This is a genomic window from Streptomyces chengmaiensis (genome assembly GCF_029846775.1).
In the GTDB taxonomy this organism is placed as follows: Bacteria; Actinomycetota; Actinomycetes; order Streptomycetales; family Streptomycetaceae; genus Streptomyces; species Streptomyces chengmaiensis.
The window spans coordinates 1-19,354 of the sequence record NZ_JARWBG010000019.1 but is presented as its reverse complement, the minus strand read 5'-3'; the positions used below and the strand labels follow the sequence as shown (position 1 = coordinate 19,354).

At 70.4% G+C, this 19,354-nt stretch carries 15 protein-coding genes; 3 read left to right on the top strand and 12 right to left on the bottom strand.

The annotated features are described in order from the left end of the window. Positions 1 to 29: 29 nt before the first annotated feature. Entirely contained in the window at positions 30 to 1,787 is a 1,758-nt protein-coding gene (locus QCN29_RS17525; protein ID WP_398859352.1) for a BCCT family transporter, read from the top strand. Positions 1,788 to 2,175: 388 nt separating this feature from the next. On the opposite strand, the gene QCN29_RS17520 is transcribed toward QCN29_RS17525, so the two are convergent. The 4 genes from QCN29_RS17520 to QCN29_RS17505 form a co-directional block, all read right to left on the bottom strand. Beyond that, complete coding sequence (locus QCN29_RS17520) at positions 2,176 to 4,476, bottom strand: FdhF/YdeP family oxidoreductase (RefSeq protein ID WP_279929120.1); 2,301 nt, start codon at positions 4,474 to 4,476, stop codon at positions 2,176 to 2,178. Positions 4,477 to 4,735: 259 nt separating this feature from the next. Next, complete coding sequence (locus tag QCN29_RS17515) at positions 4,736 to 5,704, bottom strand: COG1361 family protein (protein ID WP_279929119.1); 969 nt, start codon at positions 5,702 to 5,704, stop codon at positions 4,736 to 4,738. Positions 5,705 to 5,708: 4 nt separating this feature from the next. Then, on the bottom strand, positions 5,709 to 6,146 hold the full coding sequence (locus QCN29_RS17510; RefSeq protein ID WP_279929117.1) for a hypothetical protein: 438 nt from the start codon (positions 6,144 to 6,146) through the stop codon (positions 5,709 to 5,711). A 154-nt stretch (positions 6,147 to 6,300) separates the two neighbouring features. Continuing rightward, the gene (locus QCN29_RS17505) at positions 6,301 to 6,795 is read right to left on the bottom strand and encodes a hypothetical protein (RefSeq protein ID WP_279929115.1); all 495 of its coding nucleotides are present in this window, start codon (positions 6,793 to 6,795) and stop codon (positions 6,301 to 6,303) included. 188 nt (positions 6,796 to 6,983) lie between these two features. Between QCN29_RS17505 and QCN29_RS17500 the strand changes: the two genes are divergently transcribed. Continuing rightward, entirely contained in the window at positions 6,984 to 9,041 is a 2,058-nt protein-coding gene (locus QCN29_RS17500; RefSeq protein ID WP_279929113.1) for a S8 family serine peptidase, read from the top strand. Positions 9,042 to 9,399: 358 nt separating this feature from the next. Here the strand turns inward: QCN29_RS17500 and QCN29_RS17495 are convergent, their stop codons facing one another. From QCN29_RS17495 to QCN29_RS17485, 3 genes are read right to left on the bottom strand one after another with little or no spacing between them, the layout of a single operon-like run. After that, positions 9,400 to 10,077, bottom strand: a complete 678-nt coding sequence (locus tag QCN29_RS17495; RefSeq protein WP_279929111.1) for a response regulator transcription factor — start codon at positions 10,075 to 10,077, stop codon at positions 9,400 to 9,402. Beyond that, positions 10,074 to 11,210 (bottom strand): sensor histidine kinase, encoded by a 1,137-nt coding sequence (locus QCN29_RS17490; protein WP_279929109.1) that lies wholly within the window; start codon positions 11,208 to 11,210, stop codon positions 10,074 to 10,076. The genes QCN29_RS17495 and QCN29_RS17490 overlap by 4 nt, the downstream gene beginning before the upstream one ends. Positions 11,211 to 11,215: 5 nt before the next feature. After that, the gene (locus QCN29_RS17485) at positions 11,216 to 12,127 is read right to left on the bottom strand and encodes a hypothetical protein (protein WP_279929108.1); all 912 of its coding nucleotides are present in this window, start codon (positions 12,125 to 12,127) and stop codon (positions 11,216 to 11,218) included. A 442-nt stretch (positions 12,128 to 12,569) separates the two neighbouring features. Between QCN29_RS17485 and QCN29_RS17480 the strand changes: the two genes are divergently transcribed. Further along, the gene (locus tag QCN29_RS17480; RefSeq protein ID WP_279929107.1) at positions 12,570 to 13,736 is read left to right on the top strand and encodes a DUF3103 family protein; all 1,167 of its coding nucleotides are present in this window, start codon (positions 12,570 to 12,572) and stop codon (positions 13,734 to 13,736) included. Positions 13,737 to 13,951: 215 nt separating this feature from the next. Here the strand turns inward: QCN29_RS17480 and QCN29_RS17475 are convergent, their stop codons facing one another. Genes QCN29_RS17475 through QCN29_RS17455 form a run of 5 tightly spaced genes read right to left on the bottom strand, consistent with a single transcriptional unit; the run spans position 13,952 to position 19,217 of the window. Then, positions 13,952 to 15,208: an ABC transporter substrate-binding protein gene (locus tag QCN29_RS17475; RefSeq protein ID WP_279929106.1), complete on the bottom strand. Its 1,257-nt coding sequence runs from the start codon at positions 15,206 to 15,208 to the stop codon at positions 13,952 to 13,954. Further along, positions 15,205 to 16,491 carry a branched-chain amino acid ABC transporter permease gene (locus QCN29_RS17470; RefSeq protein ID WP_398859347.1) on the bottom strand — a complete coding sequence of 429 codons (1,287 nt, stop codon included), beginning with the start codon at positions 16,489 to 16,491 and terminating at the stop codon, positions 15,205 to 15,207. The genes QCN29_RS17475 and QCN29_RS17470 overlap by 4 nt, the downstream gene beginning before the upstream one ends. Further along, the gene (locus tag QCN29_RS17465; protein WP_279929104.1) at positions 16,484 to 17,374 is read right to left on the bottom strand and encodes a branched-chain amino acid ABC transporter permease; all 891 of its coding nucleotides are present in this window, start codon (positions 17,372 to 17,374) and stop codon (positions 16,484 to 16,486) included. Before QCN29_RS17465 ends, QCN29_RS17470 begins: the two co-directional genes overlap by 8 nt. Beyond that, positions 17,371 to 18,360, bottom strand: a complete 990-nt coding sequence (locus tag QCN29_RS17460) for an ABC transporter ATP-binding protein (protein WP_279929103.1) — start codon at positions 18,358 to 18,360, stop codon at positions 17,371 to 17,373. The genes QCN29_RS17465 and QCN29_RS17460 overlap by 4 nt, the downstream gene beginning before the upstream one ends. Next, on the bottom strand, positions 18,357 to 19,217 hold the full coding sequence (locus QCN29_RS17455; protein WP_279929102.1) for an ABC transporter ATP-binding protein: 861 nt from the start codon (positions 19,215 to 19,217) through the stop codon (positions 18,357 to 18,359). The genes QCN29_RS17460 and QCN29_RS17455 overlap by 4 nt, the downstream gene beginning before the upstream one ends. Between the last annotated feature and the right edge of the window lie 137 nt (positions 19,218 to 19,354).

The following is a 19,354-nucleotide window of genomic DNA, read 5'->3' as shown; positions in this document are numbered from 1 at the left end:
TCCCCGCAGCGCGCGGCAGCCCACCGACCATGCCAGAGCCCGACGACAGAAGGAACAAGAGCATGGCTGCTCCCCAGACGGCGAAATCGCCAGGCGATACCTCGAATCAAGAGAAAACGGGGATCCGCTCCCCCTCAGCGTCGATTGCACCGCGTGTCTTCTGGCCATCCGCGATCATCATCGTCGCCTTCGTGCTCTATGCGACGGTCTTCAAGGACTCTGCACAGGACGTCATCAGCACGGTGCAGACGGAGATCATCAGTGGTGTCGGTTGGTATTACACAGCCCTTGTCTCACTCTTTGTGATCTTTGCCCTCTGGGTCGGCATCGGCCGCTTCGGAGACATCAAGCTCGGCAAGGACCACGAACGGCCCGAGTTCAGCATGGCCTCCTGGCTGGCGATGCTGTTCGCCGCGGGTATGGGTATCGGGCTCGTCTTCTGGGGTGTCGCCGAGCCGCTGAACCACTTCATCTCCCCGAGGCCGGGCGTCGGTGACGGCGCGGCCGAGCGGAGCGAGATGGCCATGGTCCAGACGTTCCTGCACTGGGGAATCCACCCCTGGGCCATCTACGTCGTGGTCGGCCTCGCCGTCGCCTACGCCGTACACCGCAAGAGCCGTCCCATCTCGATCCGCTGGGCTCTGGAACCGATCTTCGGCGACAAGGTCAAGGGCGCCTGGGGCGACGCCATCGACACCATCGCCGTCGTCGGCACCGTCTTCGGCGTGGCCACCTCGCTCGGCTTCGGCGTCCTGCAGATCTCCGCGGGCCTCGGCTTCCAGGGCTGGGTGGACGAGCCCGGCACCCCCCTTCGGGTCCTCCTCATCGTGATCATCACCGCGCTCGCCACCGTCTCCGTGGTCACGGGCGTCGGCAAGGGCATCAAGTGGCTGTCGAACATCAACATGGGCCTGGCCGGCGCGCTGATGGTGTTCGTCCTCGTCGCGGGCCCGACGCTGTTCATCCTCAACGGCTTCGTCGAGGACATCGGTGCGTATCTGCAGAACCTCCTCGCGCTGAGCTTCGACACCGGCGCCTCCCAGGGCGCGGACGGCACCGCATGGGTCAGCGGCTGGACGATCTTCTACTGGGGCTGGTGGATCTCCTGGGCTCCGTTCGTCGGCGTCTTCATCGCCCGTATCTCCCGCGGCCGGACCGTTCGCGAGTTCGTCACGGGCGTCCTGCTGGTACCGACCCTGCTGACCTTCCTCTGGTTCGCGATCCTCGGCGGCTCGGCGCTCCACCGCGAGACGGTCGGTGAGGGTGGACTGGTGGGCGAGGACGGCGCGGTCGGCACGGACAGCGCACTCTTCCAACTGCTCGACGGCCTGCCGGGGGGCGCGTTCGTCGCCGGGGTGACGATCCTGCTGATCGTGCTGTTCTTCGTCACCTCCTCAGACTCCGGCAGCTATGTGGTCGACGTGCTGGCCTCCGGCGGCCACCCCGACCCGCCGACCTGGAGCCGCGTGTTCTGGTGCGCTGCCGAGGGCGCCGTGGCCGTCGCGCTGCTGATCGCCAGCGGCACGGGAACCTCGTCGCTGTCCACGCTGCAGACGGTGGCGATCATCACGGCCTTGCCCTTCACCTTCGTGATGATCGGGATGTGCCTGGCCACGGCCAAGTCCTTCCGCCGGGAACACCACGCCTACCTGGCCGCCCAACGGAAGAAGCAGGAGGAACGGCTGATCGACCAGGCCGTCTCGGCGTTCGAGGAGGGCCTGGAGAACGGGAACGGCACTTCGTCGAACGAGTCCAAGGACAGCGCGGTGGACGCGCGCAGCACATAGGCAGTGTCCGACTCAGTGAGCCTCCTGGAGCACCGTTCCAGGAGGCTCACGCCTTGGCGCCCTACGTTCCGAAGAGGGAAGCGCGTGCTTGGTTCGCGCCCCATCCGACGCACGGCCCATCGCGGTGTGCGCGGGGCGCACTGCCTGTCCGCTCTCGCCCGCTTCGGCCAACTCGTCGCCACCGACCTGCGGGACGTCACCAGCGACCCTGCGGCCGCCCTGGAGCAGCCGGGACGCCTTCCGTTCGGTCTCGTCCCACTCGCGCCCGGGGTCCGAGCCTCAGGTGATGCCCGCGCCGGCGCCGAGGCACAGCACCCGGCCGCCGGTGGCAACAGAACGGGTCCGGGTGGCCGGCGTCTTCATGCCGGCCACCCGGACCTCCCTCTGTTCATATCCCGGCAGCCGGTTCCAGCCGGACCACGATGGACTTGGACGTGGGGGTGTTGCTGGTCTTTGCTGTCGAGTCCAGCGGCACCAGGACGTTGGTCTCCGGGAAGTACGCCGCGCAGCAGCCACGGGGCGTCGGGAAGGCGACGGTGCGGAAGCGCGGTGCTCGGCGCTCCACTCCGTCCTCGTACTCGCTGACGATGTCGACGAGGTCGCCGTCGGCCAGGCCGCGGGCGGCGAGGTCGTCCCGGTGCACGAACAGCACGCGGCGTCCCTGGCGGATGCCGCGATAGCGGTCGTCCAGTCCGTAGACGGTGGTGTTGTACTGGTCGTGCGAGCGCAGGGTCTGCAGCAGCAGGCGGCCTTCCGGTACGCGGGGGAACTCCACCGGGTTCGCGGTGAAGTTGGCCCGGCCGGTGGCGGTGGTGAAGCGGCGCTCGTCGCGGGGCGGGTGGGGCAGGGCGAAGCCGCCTGGTCGTCGCACCCGGTCGTTGAAGTCCTCGAAGCCAGGGATCACACGAGCGATGCGGTCGCGGATACGGTCGTAGTCGGCCGCGAAGTCGTCCCAGGGCACACGGGGCTCGCGGGCCCCGAGCGCGGCCCGGGCCATCCCGCAGATGATCGCCACCTCGCTGAGGAGGTGATCGGAGGCAGGGGCGAGCCGTCCTCGCGACAGGTGCACCATGCCCATGGAGTCCTCCACCGTCACCAACTGGGGCCCCGAGGGCCTCAGATCGGCCTCGGTGCGGCCCAGGCAGGGCAGGATGATCGCCTCTTCCCCGGTGACCACGTGGGAACGGTTGAGCTTGGTGGAGATCTGCACGGTGAGCCGGCAGTTGCGCAGCGCCTGTTCCGTCACCTCGGTGTCCGGGGCGGCGGCGGCGAAGTTGCCGCCCAGTCCCACGAAGACCTTCACGTCGCCGTCGCGCATGGCGCGGATGGTCTCGACCGCGTCGTGACCGTGCGGGCGGGGCGGTGCGAAGCCGAATTCGGCGCCGAGCGCGTCGAGGAAGTCCTCGCTCGGCTTCTCGTAGATGCCCATGGTCCGGTCGCCCTGCACGTTGGAGTGGCCGCGCACCGGGCAGAGCCCCGCGCCGGGGCGGCCGATGTTGCCGCGCAGGAGAAGGAAGTTGACGACGTCCCTGATGGTCGGGACGGAGTGACGGTGCTGGGTGAGGCCCATCGCCCAGCAGACGACGGTCTTCTCGGCGGCGAGGATCTCCCGGAACGCGGCCCTGATCTCGGTCTCGGACAGTCCGGTGGCCTCCAGGATGTCCGCCCAGGAGGTCTTGCGGGCCTGCTCGGCGAACTCCTCGAAGCCGTGCGTGTGCGCGGTGATGAAGGAGGTGTCGAGGACGGCGCCGGGATCGTCGTCCTCCGCCTCCAGCAGCAGCCGGTTGAACGCCTGGAACAGTGCCTGATCGCCCCCGAGCCTGATCTGCAGGAATCGGTCGGCGAGCTGGGTGCCGCCGCCGATGACGCCGGAGGGCTTCTGGGGGTTCTTGAACCGGAGCAGGCCGGCCTCGAGCAGGGGGTTGACCGCGATGACGCGGGCGCCGCGCCGCTTGGCCTCCTCCAACGCGGAGAGCATGCGGGGGTGGTTGGTGCCGGGGTTCTGGCCGACGACGAGGATCAGGTCGGCCTCGTAGAGGTCCTCGAGACTGACGCTGCCCTTGCCGATGCCGATCGTCTCGACCAGCGCCGAGCCACTGGATTCGTGGCACATGTTGGAGCAGTCCGGCAGGTTGTTGGTGCCGAACATCCGGACGAAGAGCTGATAGGCGAACGCGGCCTCGTTGCTGGCCCGCCCGGAGGTGTAGAAGGCGGCTTGGTCGGGGTGATCGAGCTCGGCGAGTTCACGCGCGATCACGGCGAACGCGTCGTCCCAGGAGATCGGCCGGTAGCGGTCGGCGCCGGCCGGTCGGTACATGGGGTGGGTGAGACGCCCCTGCTGCCCGAGCCAGTAGTCGCTGCGGGGGAGCAGTTCCTCAAGGGTGTGCTCGGCGAAGAAGTCCGGGGTGACCAGGCGTACGGTGGCCTCCTCGGCCACGGCCTTGGCCCCGTTCTCGCAGAACTCCGCCTTGTGCCGGTGGTCCGGCTCGGGCCAGGCGCAGCCCGGACAGTCGAAGCCCTCCTTCTGATTCACCCGGAGCAGAGTGAGCAGAGTGCGGCGGACCCCCATCTGCTCGCCGGCATGCCGCAGCGATGAGGTGACCGCGGGGATGCCGGCGGCGTACTCCTTCGGCGGGCCGACCCGCAGACGGGCGTCGCCGGGGTCCTCGGCAGGTGGCTTGCGAGTCATCGGCAGCGCTACTCCGCAGTGTAGGGAAATCAGACGCACTCGTTGCGAATTACACAAGCAGTATCGCTATGCGCAACGGATCTAAGAAAGCCCGGCTGCCGACCTTCTGTCAAGGGAACGGCCCGTGTGCGCTTCGGCGAGGAGGAGGCAGCTGCTGGCGGTCCAGGTGTACATGCGGTCGCGTCATCGCCGTGTGGACTCTGACCGGAGCGGCCGCCCGTACCGTGTTGCCCTGCCCGCGGCGGGAAATGCGGCCCGGTCAGCGGGAGCCGTTGCGGCGGCGGTACGCGTAGGCGGCGAGCACCGCTGCGGCGGCGACCGAAGCGAGGCCGCCGGCCGTGAGGGTGGCCATCGAGGTGTTCCGGCCGCCCTCGGCCTGCGGCGCGCCGATGGTGATACGGCCGCTGGTCTGCCGTTTGACCAGTCCACTGGTGAGGGTGAGTCGTGCGGTCCACACCCCATCCGGTAGCCGTGGGTCGAGTGTGGTCTTCGCCAGCGTCGAACGCCCCGGGCCGAGGGTGCCGGCCTTGACGTTGACCGGGCCTGCGGACAGCCCGCCTGGGCCGTCTGACAGGGTGAGCTTGCCCGTGAGGTCGAGGGCCCGCCCGCCGGTGTTCTTCACCCGGGCCGTGACCACCGGCACGCCGTCCGCGGCGCGGGAGCCGGTCAGATTTTCGATGCGGAAGTCCGACCGCGGTTCCCCGCCGGGCCCGACGGACAGATAGATACGCACGCCGGCGCGGGCCACGTTGCGTACCTGCTGTGAGGGGTCGTGCTTGGGGCTGATCTCCGCCCAGAGGACGGCGTAGTGTTCGCCGCCGGTCGCATCGCGTGCCACGGTGATCTCGGTCCATGCTTTCGCCGTCTCGTCGGGCGCCAGGACGAGTTCGCCGGGCTCGAGCGTCACCCATTTGGTGAGCTCGTTGCCGGTCCGGCCGGGGGCGAAGGTGAAGCCCTCCTGGTGGACCGCGGCGGCCGCGGCATAGAGCCGCACGCGCTGTCGTGTGTCCGACAGGTTGGTGACCGCGATCCGCCGGCGGATCTGCCGGCCCGGTTCGACGTGGTCGATGATGTAGCGGTGGGCGCGTTCGTCGTCGCGGCGGCTGACCGGTGCGTCGACGAGCCGGATGCCCACACCCACGTCGTCGGAGGCATCTCGCGACGCCTCTGCGGCCACAGGCGCGACCGATCCGACGAGCAGTGACACCGCGAGGAGCGGTCCCCCCACCAGTTCACGCCACCGAATGGGTCACCGTCCCGCTGTAGAACCCTCCGACGGTCTCGAACGGGATGGTGATCTCCAGGGTGGGGTTCCACTCTGCGCTGTTGTTTCCGGTGCCGTTGGCATACGAGAACGCGGTGCGTGGCACCTGCAGGCTCTGCCGGCCGGCACGGGTGGGTTGGCCGGGTGTGAAGGTGCCGTTGCCGGTGGTGGCGGTCGCCGGCCCGGACCAGTAGTTCACCAGGTTCGGCAGGATGACCTCGCTGGGCGCGTCCGTTCCGGTGTCGAACTGCGTCGAGATCACCGACGCCTGCCAGGCGGCGGTCCCTGCGGCCCGCAGGTCGTTCACGGTCACGGTGCCGAGCTGACCGCTGATGATCTGCCCCGGAAACGCGGACCCCAGGTCGCTTGAGGAGGGCATCTCGATCGTGAGGTCCGAGGTGGACACGGTGAACGTTACGGTCGTGTCCCCCGACGGCTGAGCCATCGCAGGCAGCGACATCGCGCTAACCCCGAGGACGACGACACACGAAAGAAATGATCTTTTGCGCATAAAACCACCATAGTCTGATGTGTGCTGAAACGTTGTCACATGGCATGAGTCATGCGACCGAGTGGGTGATCGTCCCGGTGTAGGTGCCGCCCACGGCCGTCGCCGGCACCGCGAGGATCAGCGTCGGCTGCCAGGCGGTGGTGTTGTTCCCGTTGCCCGTCGACTTGGCGAAGGCCGTACGCGCGACACCCAGGCTCTGCGCCTGCGCACTCGTGGCCTGACCCGGTACGCGGGTGCCGGGGCCGCTAGTCCCGGTGGTCTGACCCGACCAGTAGGAGACCTGGTTCCTGGAGATCTGCCGTTGGGCTCCGCCGCCCGGCGTGGTGAAGTCGATCGCCGTCACCGTCGCGGTCCACACCGAGTTCTGCCCGCCCCGCCTGTCCGACACCCGGACTTCGCCGAGTGTTCGGCTGATCGACGAACCGGGGAAGGCCGCGCCGAGATTCACCGCGGCCGGCACGGTGATGGACAGTGTCCCCGGCTGTCGCGCGATGCGCACCACATCGTGACCCGCCACCGGCGCCGCGCCGGGTGATACCGCCACCGCAACCGCTGAACCGACACCCAAAAGCGTCCACAGCATCTGCACGCCGCGACTATAGACACCTTTACGGGTGCTTTTGATCTCTCATCACCCGTTCAGTGGATCTCGGCCGGGCGGCGGCTGGTTAGCGTTCCTCGACCGTTCTCCCCCATCCGCACCCCTTGGCGGATCCTCGTCCAGGAGCCCTCTTGCGCAACCCCGCCCGCATCGCGACGTTCACCGTCCTCGCCCTGGTCGCCGCCGCCTCCGCCGGCACCGCACAGTCCACGCAGGCGCACCACGGCCGTGCGCAGCCGACCACGCTCGCCGGCGCCACCCACGACGACCCGATTCGCGGCGACCGTCCGAGGCCGAACCCCGAACGGCCGGGACCCACGCATATCCGGCTGCGTACCCGCACCTTCGATCCGACCACGCCGGAGTGGGAACGCACCCGGCCGCGGGGAGACCTGCGGACGGAGAACGGCGACGCCTACCTGGTCCAGTTCGCGACCACGCCGCTCGACAGCCACCGCGCCAGGCTGGCGGCCCTCGGCGCTCGGATCGGCGCCTACATTCCCGACGCGACGTACGTGGTCCACATGGACGAGGCGACCCGAGGGCGGGTCGCCGCGCTGCCGTATGTGCGATGGATCGGCCCCTACGACGCCGGTGACAAGCTCGAAGGCGGGGCCGTCCCCTCGGGCACCCGCCGGTATCTCATCACGCTCGTGGAAGACGACGCCGCCGACCAGCGAGCCGTGGTCGAGCGGATCACCAGCATCGGCGGGAGCGCGCACATGGCGTCGGAGAGCCGACAACTGATCGAGGCGACCCTGGAGCCGTCGCAGGTGCCTGCCGTGGCGCACATGGACGCGGTGCTCGCGCTCGATGTCTGGACGGCACCCGAAGACGACATGGACAACGCCCGCACCGCGGGCGGCGCCAACACGGTCGAGACCGCGCTGGGCTATCTCGGCCAAGGCGTACGCGGGGAGGTGATGGACACCGGGCTGCGTACCACACACCAGGAGTTCGCGGCATTCCCGCCGGTCATGCATACCGCCAACACCACCAGCACAAGCCACGGCACCTCGACGTACGGGCAGATCTTCGCCTCCGGGGTCAACGCCACCGCCCGCGGGCTGCTCCCCGAGGCGCAGCCCATCTTCGCCGCCCGCAGCCTGGTGTCCGACCGGTGGGCGCACACCGCGGAGCTCGTCGACCCGGCAGGTCCGTACCGGGCGGTGTTCCAGTCGAACAGCTGGGGCAGCGCGATGACGTACGGCTACAACGCGAAGTCGGCGGCGATGGACGACATCGTCTTTGACCACGACATCCTGATCTGCCAGTCCCAGGGCAACAGCGGCAACCCCTCCGCCCGGCCGGAGGCGTGGGCGAAGAACGTGGTGTCCACCGGTGGCGTCTACCACTACGACACCGTCTCCCGCACCGATGACGCGTGGAACGGCGGCGCCAGCATCGGCCCGGCCGCGGACGGGCGGATCAAGCCCGACCTGTCGAACTACTACGACGCGGTCCACACCACCGCGAGCGGCGGCGACGCCTCGTACACCGGCACATTCAACGGCACCAGCGCCTCCGCCCCGATCACCTGCGGCTACGCGGGCCTCGTCTTCCAGATGTGGGCCGACGGGCTCTTCGACGGCGGCCCCGGGATGAACCGGGACGTCTTCGCGTCCCGGCCACATGCCGCCACCGCGAAGGCACTGCTGGTCAATTCGGCCGACCAGTACGCCTTCACGGGCGAGTCCCACGACCTGGCCCGCATGAAGCAGGGCTGGGGCACGGCCGACGGCGGGAATCTGTACCAGCAGGCGCAGAGCAACAACTGGCAGCTGCCGATCCTGATCGACGAGACCGACGTGCTCACGCAGGGCCAGACCGCGACCTACACGCTGACCACGGACGGCAGCCAGCCGCTGAAGGCGACGATGGTCTACACCGACCCGATGGGCTCGCCTTCGGCGGCCCAGGCGCGGGTCAACGATCTGACGCTGAAGCTCACCGCCCCGGACGGCACCGTGTACTGGGGAAACAACGGACTCGCAGCAGGCAACTGGTCAGCGCCGGGCGGCTCGCCGAACACGATTGACAGCGTCGAGAACGTGTTCGTCCAGACCCCCGACGCGGGCACCTGGACGATCGAGGTCGTCGCCAGCGAGGTCAACGCGGACGGGCATGTGGAGACCCCCGCGACCGACGCCGACTTCGCCCTGGTCGCCACCGGAGAGGTCACAGGCTGACTCCAGGACGCCGGCCGTCCCGCGGCGCCGGGTGACTCGGGTGGGGAGGTGGCGCCGCTCTCCTCCCGGGTGGCCGGCAGCGTCCACACCGCATCACGCCCCGGGCTGCCCGGCGCGCTGTGAGCGGCTCATCGAGCTGACCATCGACTCCCCGGCTCTGGGCGGTCCCGGCCGTGTGGCCCGTCTCACCCCCGCGGCTGGGACCGTCGCAGACCCCACGGTCCACGCCGTCCAGGCGGTCCGGCGGTGGGACGGACGGAGCAGGTCGGGGACACGCCGGCGCTCTGGGGCCGGCCGCGATCCGGCGAGCGCCGCGGGTCGGGGCCGAAGCGGCCACGCGCCCGCGGGAACGCCCGTGTCAGCACCCGCCGGGCGTCACCAGTCCGGCCCGGTACGCGAGGACGACGGCCTGTGCCCGGTCACGGGCGCCGATCTTCGCCAGTATCCGCTTCACATGGGTCTTCGCGGTGGACTCGGCGATGACGAGCACGCCCGCGATCTCCTCGTTCGACAACCCCCGCGCAACCAGGCACAGCACCTGGGTCTCCCGCTGCGTGAGCGCCGCGAGCCGTCGCCGCTCCCCCGCGGGGGCGACGTCGGGTCCGTCGCCGGCGCGCAGCACGAAGTGTTCGACGAGAGCGCGGGTGACCGCCGGATCCAGCAGGGTTTCGCCGGACGCCACCGTGCGCACGGCGTCCACCAGCCGCTCGGGCGAGGCGCGCTTGAGAAGGAATCCGCTTGCGCCGCCGCGCAGAGCGCCCCACACGTACTCGTCGTGCTGGAAGGTGGTCAGGACCAGCACCTTCGTCGAAAGTCCGTCGGCGACGATCCGCCGGGTGGCCTCGATGCCGTCGACGCCGGGCATCCGTACGTCCATGAGCACCACATCAGGGGTCAGCGTCCGGCACAGTTCGATGGCCCGGATGCCGTCGGCGGCCTCATCGACCACCTCGACGCCGTCGGCGTTGCCGAGGATGACGCCGAGGCCGGCTCGCAGAAGGGCGTCGTCGTCGGCGAGCAGCACCCGGAGGGTCATGCCGACTCCCCGGTACGCGGCAGAGGCAGCACGGCCCGTAGGCGGAACCCGCCGCCGTCGCCCTTCCCGTGCTCGACGCAGCCGCCGAACACGGCCACCCGCTCCGAGATCCCCAGCAGCCCCCGGCCCGGCTGGTAGCCCGGCTGCGGGCCGCGCCCGTCGTCCTGGACCTCCACCTCCACGCTCCGCCCGCCGCACCGCACGGCGACGGTCGCCGAGGCCGCCTTGCCGTGCCGGAAGGCGTTGGTCAGCGCCTCCTGCACAATCCGGTAGGCCGACAGGTCGATGCTGCCCGGCAGGCGCGGCTGCGGCGGATCCACCCGCACCGTCACGTCCAGTCCCGCTTCCGCCGTCCGCCGCACCAGGCGGGGCAGTTCGACAAGGCCCGGGTGCAGGTCGACGCCGTCGTCGCGGCGCAGCAGGCCAAGCACCCGGTCCAACTCGTCGAAAGCCTCCCGCCCGGCCCGCTCCACACCGGCCAGGATCTCGCGGGCCTTGTCCGGGTCGTCGCCGAGCACCACGCGGGCCGCGCCGGACTGCACCAGCATGACGCTCATGGTGTGCCCCACCACATCGTGCAGCTCGCGGGCGATCCGGTTGCGCTCGTCGATGACCGCGTCCCGGCTCATCAGCCGCCGGTCGTTCGCCTGCCGCTCCCGCCGACGCGCTCCGGCATAGCCGATGGCCCAGGTGAGCAGCCACACGACCACCACCGCGGCAGGCACGGCGGGCGACGGCGGAACGTCGTCGCCGACGAAGTACGCCGCGATGCCCGGCAGCGCGATCACGGGTCCCCATAGCGTGTGGCGTGGGGTGGCGTAGTAGCCGACGCAGTACAGGCCGATCAGATTCGCCATCGGCGACAGCGCGCCAGGGGTCACCCACAGCGCCTCCACAGCAAGCGCCGCCGTACCCGCCGCGTACCCCGTCACCGGCATGCGCCGCCGGGCGGCGAGGCTGCCGCCGATCACTGCGGCCAGCACCACTGCCGACAGCAGCCGCACGCCCAGCGACGGCGTGGTGGTCAGACGCTCGCTGACCACGACCGCCACCGCGACAGCCGCCAGCCAGGCGTCCACCGTCCGGGCGGGAAGGCCGCTGCCCCACGAGACGATCAGGGCGAGCCGGTTCATGTGCGCTACCTCATCATGTCCGCACGGCGTCGCTCAACGCCCAACGTCAGCCGCCGCGCCACGATGACGGACACTGCCAGCACGGCCGCGGCCCCGGCCAGGCCGAGCAGAGCCGGCAACCGGCCGGGCGCCGTCCAGGGCAGTCCGGCGTACGCGGTGGCGGTCACCGAGGCGTACAGCGCCCCGTAGCCGACGACTGCCAGGGCCATCAGCCGGACCTGGGTGCGGGCAGGCGGCAGGCGCAGGCCGAGACCGATGGCCAGCAGGCCCAGCACCTGCAGCCCGTGCATGCCGACGGCGTGCGCCAGCTTGGCGCTGCCCTCGGCCCCGAACACCACCGTGTCCGGCACCCGGCCGGTGGCATCCACTACGGCTTCACCCTCTTCGGCCATGCCGAACCCTATGTATCCGCTTGCCAGGATGGCGAGCAGACCTGCCACGACGGCGATGCGGGCAGCGGGCGTGCCTTGGAACCGCACCAGCGACCACACGAGGAACAGAGCCACGGCGAACGCCACGAGGACCACCACACTGCCCATCACGGACCAGACCGCCGAGTCAAAGGCCGCCTCCTGGTTGAAGTGCGACGCTTCCCCGCGCCACCGCTGCATCGTGATCATGGTGACCTCGACGACGGAGCCGGCGCCGAGGAGCGAGGCCGGCAACCACCCCCACCGCCGGGCGGGAAGCTGGCGCATCACCCACACCGCCGACCAGGACAGTACGCCGAACGACATCCCGAACACCACCGGCTTGCGCCACGACACCGCACCCCGCCACGGCGTCCAGTCCACCGCTGCGACCACCGCATGAACCGCGCCGGACGCCAGCAGCAGCGTCCCGCACCACCAGAGGAACCGCTGCTGCGCGGTCACCGGACGGACCGCCGACCACACCTGCCGAAGAATCACATGCATGGCGGACGACGCTATGGCCGAACCGGGCAGCGGGCGTCCCCCCAGCGGGGTCGCTCGCCGTACCCCCCTCGGGGTACGGGCCGAGCGCCGGCGAGAGGCGGTCCGCCGCGACTGCGCCCCGTTCTTCACGGAGGGCGCAGTTGACCGCAGCGGCGACATGGAGTGCTCTCACCGCCGGCTCGTCGTCCGCGGCAGCACGCTCCAGCGAACCGCGCGCCCCTCGTTCGCCCGTAGCGCTTGCGGGGACGCGGTGCCTCGTCTGCGGTGGGGAGCGGATCGCACGGCGTGGAGATATGTCATGTACACATCTTGTAGGCGTTCGGTGCTGACGTCATGCTTGCCGCGGACATCCGCGCGTCCGGATGTCCGCGGGCCCGGGCGCGACCGGTTCGGGCCGCCATGACGGCGCAACAATCCGACCATCCCAGAAGGGTGGAGTCACATGAGACATCACCGCTCAAGACGCCGCGGCGTCGTCGCCTGCATCGCCGCGTTAGTGCTGGCCCTGTCGGCCGGTCAAGCCGTGAACGGCGCTCCGGCGACGGCAGCGCCCATATCGGGGGCCGACGCCTCCGACGTCGCTCAGGCCAAGGAACAGGCGGCGCGTGGCCTCGCCCGGTCGCTGTCCGATGCCGCATGGCGCGATCACGTCCGTCGCACGGTGCTGTCCTCCGGCGAGGTCGCCGTGACGACCCTCGCCGAGGGAGCCGACCGGCAGCTGCAGGCCAAGCTCACCGAGGCCGACCGGCGTGTCGCGGCCTCCAAGGGCCTTCCCGCGGGAGTCGGATCCCTGCTGCGGCTGAGGCTCGGAACCGACTCCATGCGCGCGGCACTGGCCGCGGGAGCCACACCGTGGGTGGCCGCGGCCGCCTCCGACGACGGCACCCGCACCGCGACGGCGTACGACAGTCGCGGACGTGCTCACGCGCTCGACACCCGCACGCCGCCCCGCCACCCCGTGTACGTGGTCGACATCGACGGGGCGAAGGCACTGGCGGCCGGAATAGAGGTGCTGAAGGAGCAACTGGGCCGCTACGGACTGACCTCCTCCGTCAAGGCCGGTCCGGCGCCGTCCGTCATGTCGGATGCCCCGGCCGCCTCGTCGTCTGCGACCGGCTCAGGCTTCTGGACCACTCGCATCACGTCGGTCCGGCTCTCCGACGACGAGGAGCCCTGGATCAAGGGCAATGCCGAGATCTACACGCTCGTCACCGGCTTCGGCCACGACGGGAAGGTGCGGGTCGATCCGGTGGACATGCCGTACCTTGACGACGACGGCGTGACGTACCACCCGAACCAGGTGCTGGTGAACTGGTCGCTGTACAAGTACAACCTCGCCGACGCCGTGATGATGGAGGACGACGACGGCACCAACTACCGCAATCTGGCAAAGGCGATCGCCGCGGTCCTTCTGACCGTCGTCGACCAGGGCGCCTACATACCGCTGGTGAGCGCCGTCCTGGACGCCATGCCCGACAGCTGGTGGACCGATGACGACGACTACGTCGACTCCTGGTACACCCTGGCACGAAGCGACAGCGGCGTTCGCAAGGGAGCACGCGGCAACGGCACGATGACCGTGCAGCCGTACTTCGTCGAGCAGTTCTGACCAAGGCCGCCCGGGTTCGGCCGAGCGGCGCGGCGGCTCTCCCTCCGCGGCCTGACGACGGCACGTCCCTCCCACGGCCGCCGTAAAGGGCAAGGGCCGGAACTCCAGCTTCCCTCGCCCTCGATCGCGGCGCGCGGCCCGCCGCCGCCGGGGGTGTTCTGCCGGCTGCGGCGGACCGTGGCCTTCGACGGCTGCAGCGCCGTGAGAGTGCCGGTTCAGCCCTTGGGCAGAGGGTATGTGCGTGCCGCGGGCGCTTCGCGGGCCGGCTCGACGACTGTCAGGCCTCCCTCGGCATTCTTGGCGGGCTTCTGGATGAAGGACTGGTAAGTGGACGGCTTGGCACGGTCGGAGAAGTCGAACGACACTCCGAGAACGGTGAGTTCGGACTGCTTGCGGTGCGCCGCGGCAATGCCCTCCCGCGTCAGGTCCTTGGCCTTGCAGGCTGCCTTCAGGTCCTCGCCGAGGACGCTGATCGCGTTCCAGCCGCTCATGACACCGCTGTCGAGTGCTGCGCCGGGATACTTCGCTCGATAGTCCTCGGCCAGCTTTTGGACGTCGGCGTCTCCGGAGCTGAACGCCGGGGCGGGGCTGACCAGGTGGAACTGCTTCTCCAGGGCGGGGCCGACCGGGGTTGCGAGCAGTTGCGGGGCAAAGCCGGGCGCGTTGCCGAGTACCGGGACGCCGAATCCCTGGGCCGCCGCGGTGCCGACCAGGGCTGCCGACTGCCGGGGGCCGGCGCTGATGAGTATCGCCTTGACCTTGGCCTGCTTCAGGGCGGCGACCTGTGCTGTCAGGTCCTGGTCGGTGGGCTTGATCTTCTGTTCGACGATGGTCAGCTTGTGCTGCTTCGCCGCGTACGCGGCTCCGGCGAGGGCGTTCTCGCCGTACTCACCCTCGAAGTAGACATGGCCGATCTTGTCGCCGGGCTTCAGCTCGGCCTTGCGGACGACGAAGTCGACGCCGTTGATCATGTCGATGTCATAGGTGGAGCCGACGACCTGGATGTATTCATGGCCCAGGAGGCTGGAGGCCCAGGCCATCGGAAGTGTCAGCAGATGCTTGGCTCCGATCTCCTGCTGCAGCGAGGCCACTACGGGAGAGCCGACCACCTGGGCCATGGCCGCCACGTTCGGCTCGGTCTCGGCGAACGCCGACACGGCCTTCTGCACGTCGTAGCCGTGATCCTTGATGATGATCCGGACGGTGCGGCCGCAGACTCCGCCGGAGGCGTTGAGCTGGTCGGCATAGAGCTGCTGTGCGTTGACGATGCTCTTGCCGAGCGAGGCGTACGGTCCCGTCAGGTCGGTCAGCGCACCCAGGGTGATGGTCGTGTCCGTCACTCCGGGGCCGGTCTTGACGCCGTCGCTGCCGGCTTTGTCTGCTCCGGCGCCGCTTTTCGCGCTGCATGCCGTGGCGCCCAGAACAAGCACGGCGAGAACGGCTGCGGCCGGGGCAAGGCGGGGGTGTGTCACTGTGTGTGCTCCTTCGGGGTGGTGCCTTCGACGCCCTGGGGGCCGGAGGTGGTGCGGTGGGTACGAAGGGGGAAGCGCCGGATGGGGCGGGTGCCGTCGCCGGAGCGGCGCGACAGTCTGTGGGTCAGGCCGGCCAGGCCGCCCGGCGCGAAGACCAGGACGACGACGATGGCCGCGCCGTAGAGGTAGCGCGCGGCTTCACCGGGGGTCACGCCGGATCCGGCGGCGCCGGGGGCGGTGAGCAGCGGCAGGTGGTCGGCGTACTTGGTGAGGAGCTGAGGGATCAGGGCGACGAAGACGGCTCCTGCGGCTGCGCCGCCGACCGATCCCAGTCCGCCGATGACGATCATCGCCAGGTAGTCGATGGAGAGCAGCAGTCCGAAGTGGTCGGGGACGACGCGCTTGAAGACCAGGGCGAGCAGAGCGCCCGCCGCTCCGGCGTACATCGAGGAGACGATGAACGCCGAAGCCCGGTACCGGGTGAGGGGAACGCCCATGACGGCTGCTGCGACCTCGCTGTCGCGTACCGCCGCCAGGGCGCGTCCTGGACGGCCCCGCAGGATGTTGCGCGCGGCGAGCCAGGCGACGGCCACCAGCGCCAGGCCGACGTACCACAGGCGTTCCAGCCCGCCGAAGGGGACGCCGAACACGGCGAGGCCGTCGGGTGAGGTGTCGCCGAAGGAGAACCCGAGGAACTCCAGCGCCGGCACTGAGCGGCCGTTGAAGCCGCCCGTGATCTCCTGGGCGTTGAGCATCACATGGTGGCCGAGGAAGACCAGGGCGAGGGTGGCGATGCCCAGGTACATGCCGCGCAGACGGCCGGAGATGGGGCTGAACAGCCCTCCCGCCGCGCCGGCGAGAACGACGGCGAGGACGAAGGCGAGCAGCGGCGGGAGTCCGAGCCCGCCCAGCCGGGCCGATCCGGCGCCGGACGGGTCTGCTGCCAGCCACACATAGCCGTACGCGCCGACGGCGAGGAAGAAGGCGTGGCCCAGGGACAGTTGTCCGGTGGTCCCGGAGAGCAGGTTCAGTCCGATGGCGCCGATCACGGCCGCCATGGCGAACAGGCCCGTCTGCAGCCAGAACGACGAGACGTAGAAGGGAGGGGCCAGCAGGAGCAGCACGCACGCGGCGAGGGCGCCCGCCCGTGAAGCGCGGCCGGACCACCGGCCCCGCCGCCCCGCGTCGCCGCCGGCGTGGTCGGGGGACGTCGCCGCCGCCGCGGCGGGAGGGGAAGGGTCGGGGGCGGGAGGAGTGGCGCCGGGCGACAGGGTGTCAGACACGGGTCAGCTCCTTTGATCCGAAGAGGCCGTTCGGCCGGACGAGGAGAACGAGCACCATCACCAGGTAGGGGGCCACGTCGGGGATTCCGGAGCCCAGCGCGCTCAACTGGCCCTGATAGCCGGCGGCCATCGCCGTGGTCAGGCCGATCACGAGACTTCCGACGAGTGCGCCGACGGCCGAGTCCATGCCTCCGAGGATGGCGGCGGGGAAGGCGGTCAGGGCGATCTGGCTGGTCGTGCGGTCCAGCCCCGGGGCGGGAAAGGCGGCGAGGAACACGGCCGCGACCGCGGCCAGCGCTCCGGCGACGCACCAGGCGATGAGCCGTACGCGTTCCAGTCGTATCCCCATCAAGGGGGCGGCCTCCGGGTCGGCGGCCGCGGCCCTCATGGACAGGCCCCAGCGGGACCAGCGGAACGCCGCGAAGAAGGCGCCGATGACGGCGACCGCCACGGCGATGCCCGCGATCCGGGCGTCGGCGACGGTGATGCCCCCGAACCGCATCACCTCGGCGCCCCACGGGTCTCCCATGGTGAGGTAGTCGGCGCCTACCCGCCTGTTCAGTTCGGTGTTGAGCAGGACGTCCACACCGATCGTCAGGATCGTCAGCGTGTGGACCTCCGCGCCGCGCAGACCGCGTGCGGCCAGCAGCTGCACCAGCCCGGCGAGCGCCGCCGCCAGCGCGGCGCCGACGAGCACGGCCGGTATGAAGCCGATGCCGTCGTGCAACCGTGCCACGACGTAGCCGCCGAACAGCAGCAGGGAGCCATGGGCGAAGTTCATGACGCCCGACGCCTTGAAGATCACGACGAAGCCCAGGGCTATCAGCGCGTACACCGAACCCATCGCCAGTCCGTTCACGACAGTTTCCGCAAATTTGATCATGATTGCTTCCCTTTGTCCTGCGCGGCCTGAGGAGCCTGGGCACGCCGGGCCTCTCTGGCGTCCCCGGAGTCCCCGTAGTCCTCGGAGCTCTGGGAGTTCTGGGAGTTCTGGGAACCCTCGGCGCCCGGGGCGTCCGGGGCGTCGTCCTCGGCGGGGGCGCCGAGGTAGGCGCTGATGACGGCCGGGTCCCGCTGGACGCGTTCGGGAGGCCCGTCGGCGATCAGCCGGCCGAAGTCGAGAACGGTCACGGAGTCGGCGATCCGCATGATCAGGCCCATGTCGTGCTCGACGATGAGGATCGAGATGCCCAGGGCGTCACGGACCTTGGCGATGGTCTCGGCCATGGCCACCCGCTCGGTGGGATGCATGCCGGCGACGGGTTCGTCCAGCAGCAGCAGTCGGGGCTCCATGCACAACGCGCGTGCCATCTCGACGCGTTTGCGGTCGCCGTACGGGAGTGAGCCCACCGGCTTGTCGAAGGCGGGACCCAGGCCGAGGAAGTCCGCGATCTCCGCCGCGCGCTCCCGGTGGCGGCGCTGCTCCCGTACCGCACGGGGCAGTCGCATGGCGGTTTCCACGAATCCCGCACGGGTGAGGCCGTGGCGGCCGAGCATCAGGTTGTCGGCAACGGTTCCGTGGGTGAGCACGATGTTCTGGAAGGTGCGGGCCACGCCGAGCCGGGCAATGCGGTGCGGCGCCTGGCGGGTGAGGTCCATGCCCGCGTACCGGACCGCTCCGGCCGTGGCACGGTACACGCCGGACACGACGTTGAAGCAGGTCGACTTCCCCGCGCCGTTGGGTCCGATCAGGGCGTGGATGGCGCCCGGGGCCACGGTGAACGAGACGGCGTCCAGGGCCACGAGGCCGGCGAAGCGGACGGTCAGCGCCTCGACCGTGAGCGCCGGTACCCGCCCCGGCTCCGTCTCCGCGTCCGGCCTCGGCGACGCGTCGGGATCGGTCGTCGTGGCTGCGGCGTCGAGGCTCATCCGTTCCACCTGCTCAGCTCCGTCAGTCCCGGTCCGGCCGCGACTGCGGCGGCCGAGGACGCGCCGGAGGACACCGTGTCCTCGCCCGCCACGCCGTCGTCGCAGCTCTCGCCCAGATACAGACGCCGCACCTCGTCCGTGCCGGCGAGGTCGGCCGACGCCCCCTCCAGCCGCACCCGGCCGACGTCCAGCACCGACGCGCGGTCGGACAGCGCCAGGGCCAGGGAGGCGTTCTGCTCCACCAGGAGGATCGACGTCCCCTGGGCGTTGATCTCGCGGATGATCGACGCGATGCGCCGCACCATGAGCGGCGCCAGGCCCAGTGAGGGCTCGTCGAGCAGCAGCAGCCTGGGGCCGGCCATCAGCGCGCGGCCCATCGCGAGCATCTGCTGTTCCCCTCCGGACAGCAGCCCCGCGGCCTGCCGCCGCCGCTCGGCCAGCACGGGGAACAGCGCGAACACCCGCTCGCGGGCCGCCTGTCGCTCCGCGCCACCGCGACGCCGGGCCCCGAGGAACCCGGCCCGCAGGTTGTCCTCCACCGAAAGGGAGCCGAAGATCCTCCGCCCCTCGGGCACTTGCACCACGCCGGCGGCCACGGACCGGGCGGGGTCGCCTGTCAGCTGTACTCCGTCGAAGTGCATGGTGCCGCTGCCCACGGTGCCCCGATGGAGAGAGAGGGTCCCGGAGACGGCCCGCAGCAGGGTGGTCTTGCCGGCTCCATTGGAGCCGAGGACGGCGGCGATCCGGCCCTGCGGGACGGTGAGCGACACCCCGTGCAGAGCCTGCACGGACCGCCCGTAGGCGACATGGAGTTCACTGATCCGAAGGGATCCTGGTTGCGCCGGCGGAGGGCTCATAGGGGTCTCCTCGCAGATGAACGCAGGTGAGGGGCTGGAGTGGGCGCCAGGAGAACACGACCCCGACCCGTCGTCCACAGAGATGCGGCGAGCCGCTGCACGCTCCCAGCGGGGAGGCGCCCGGCTTGTGAGCGCTC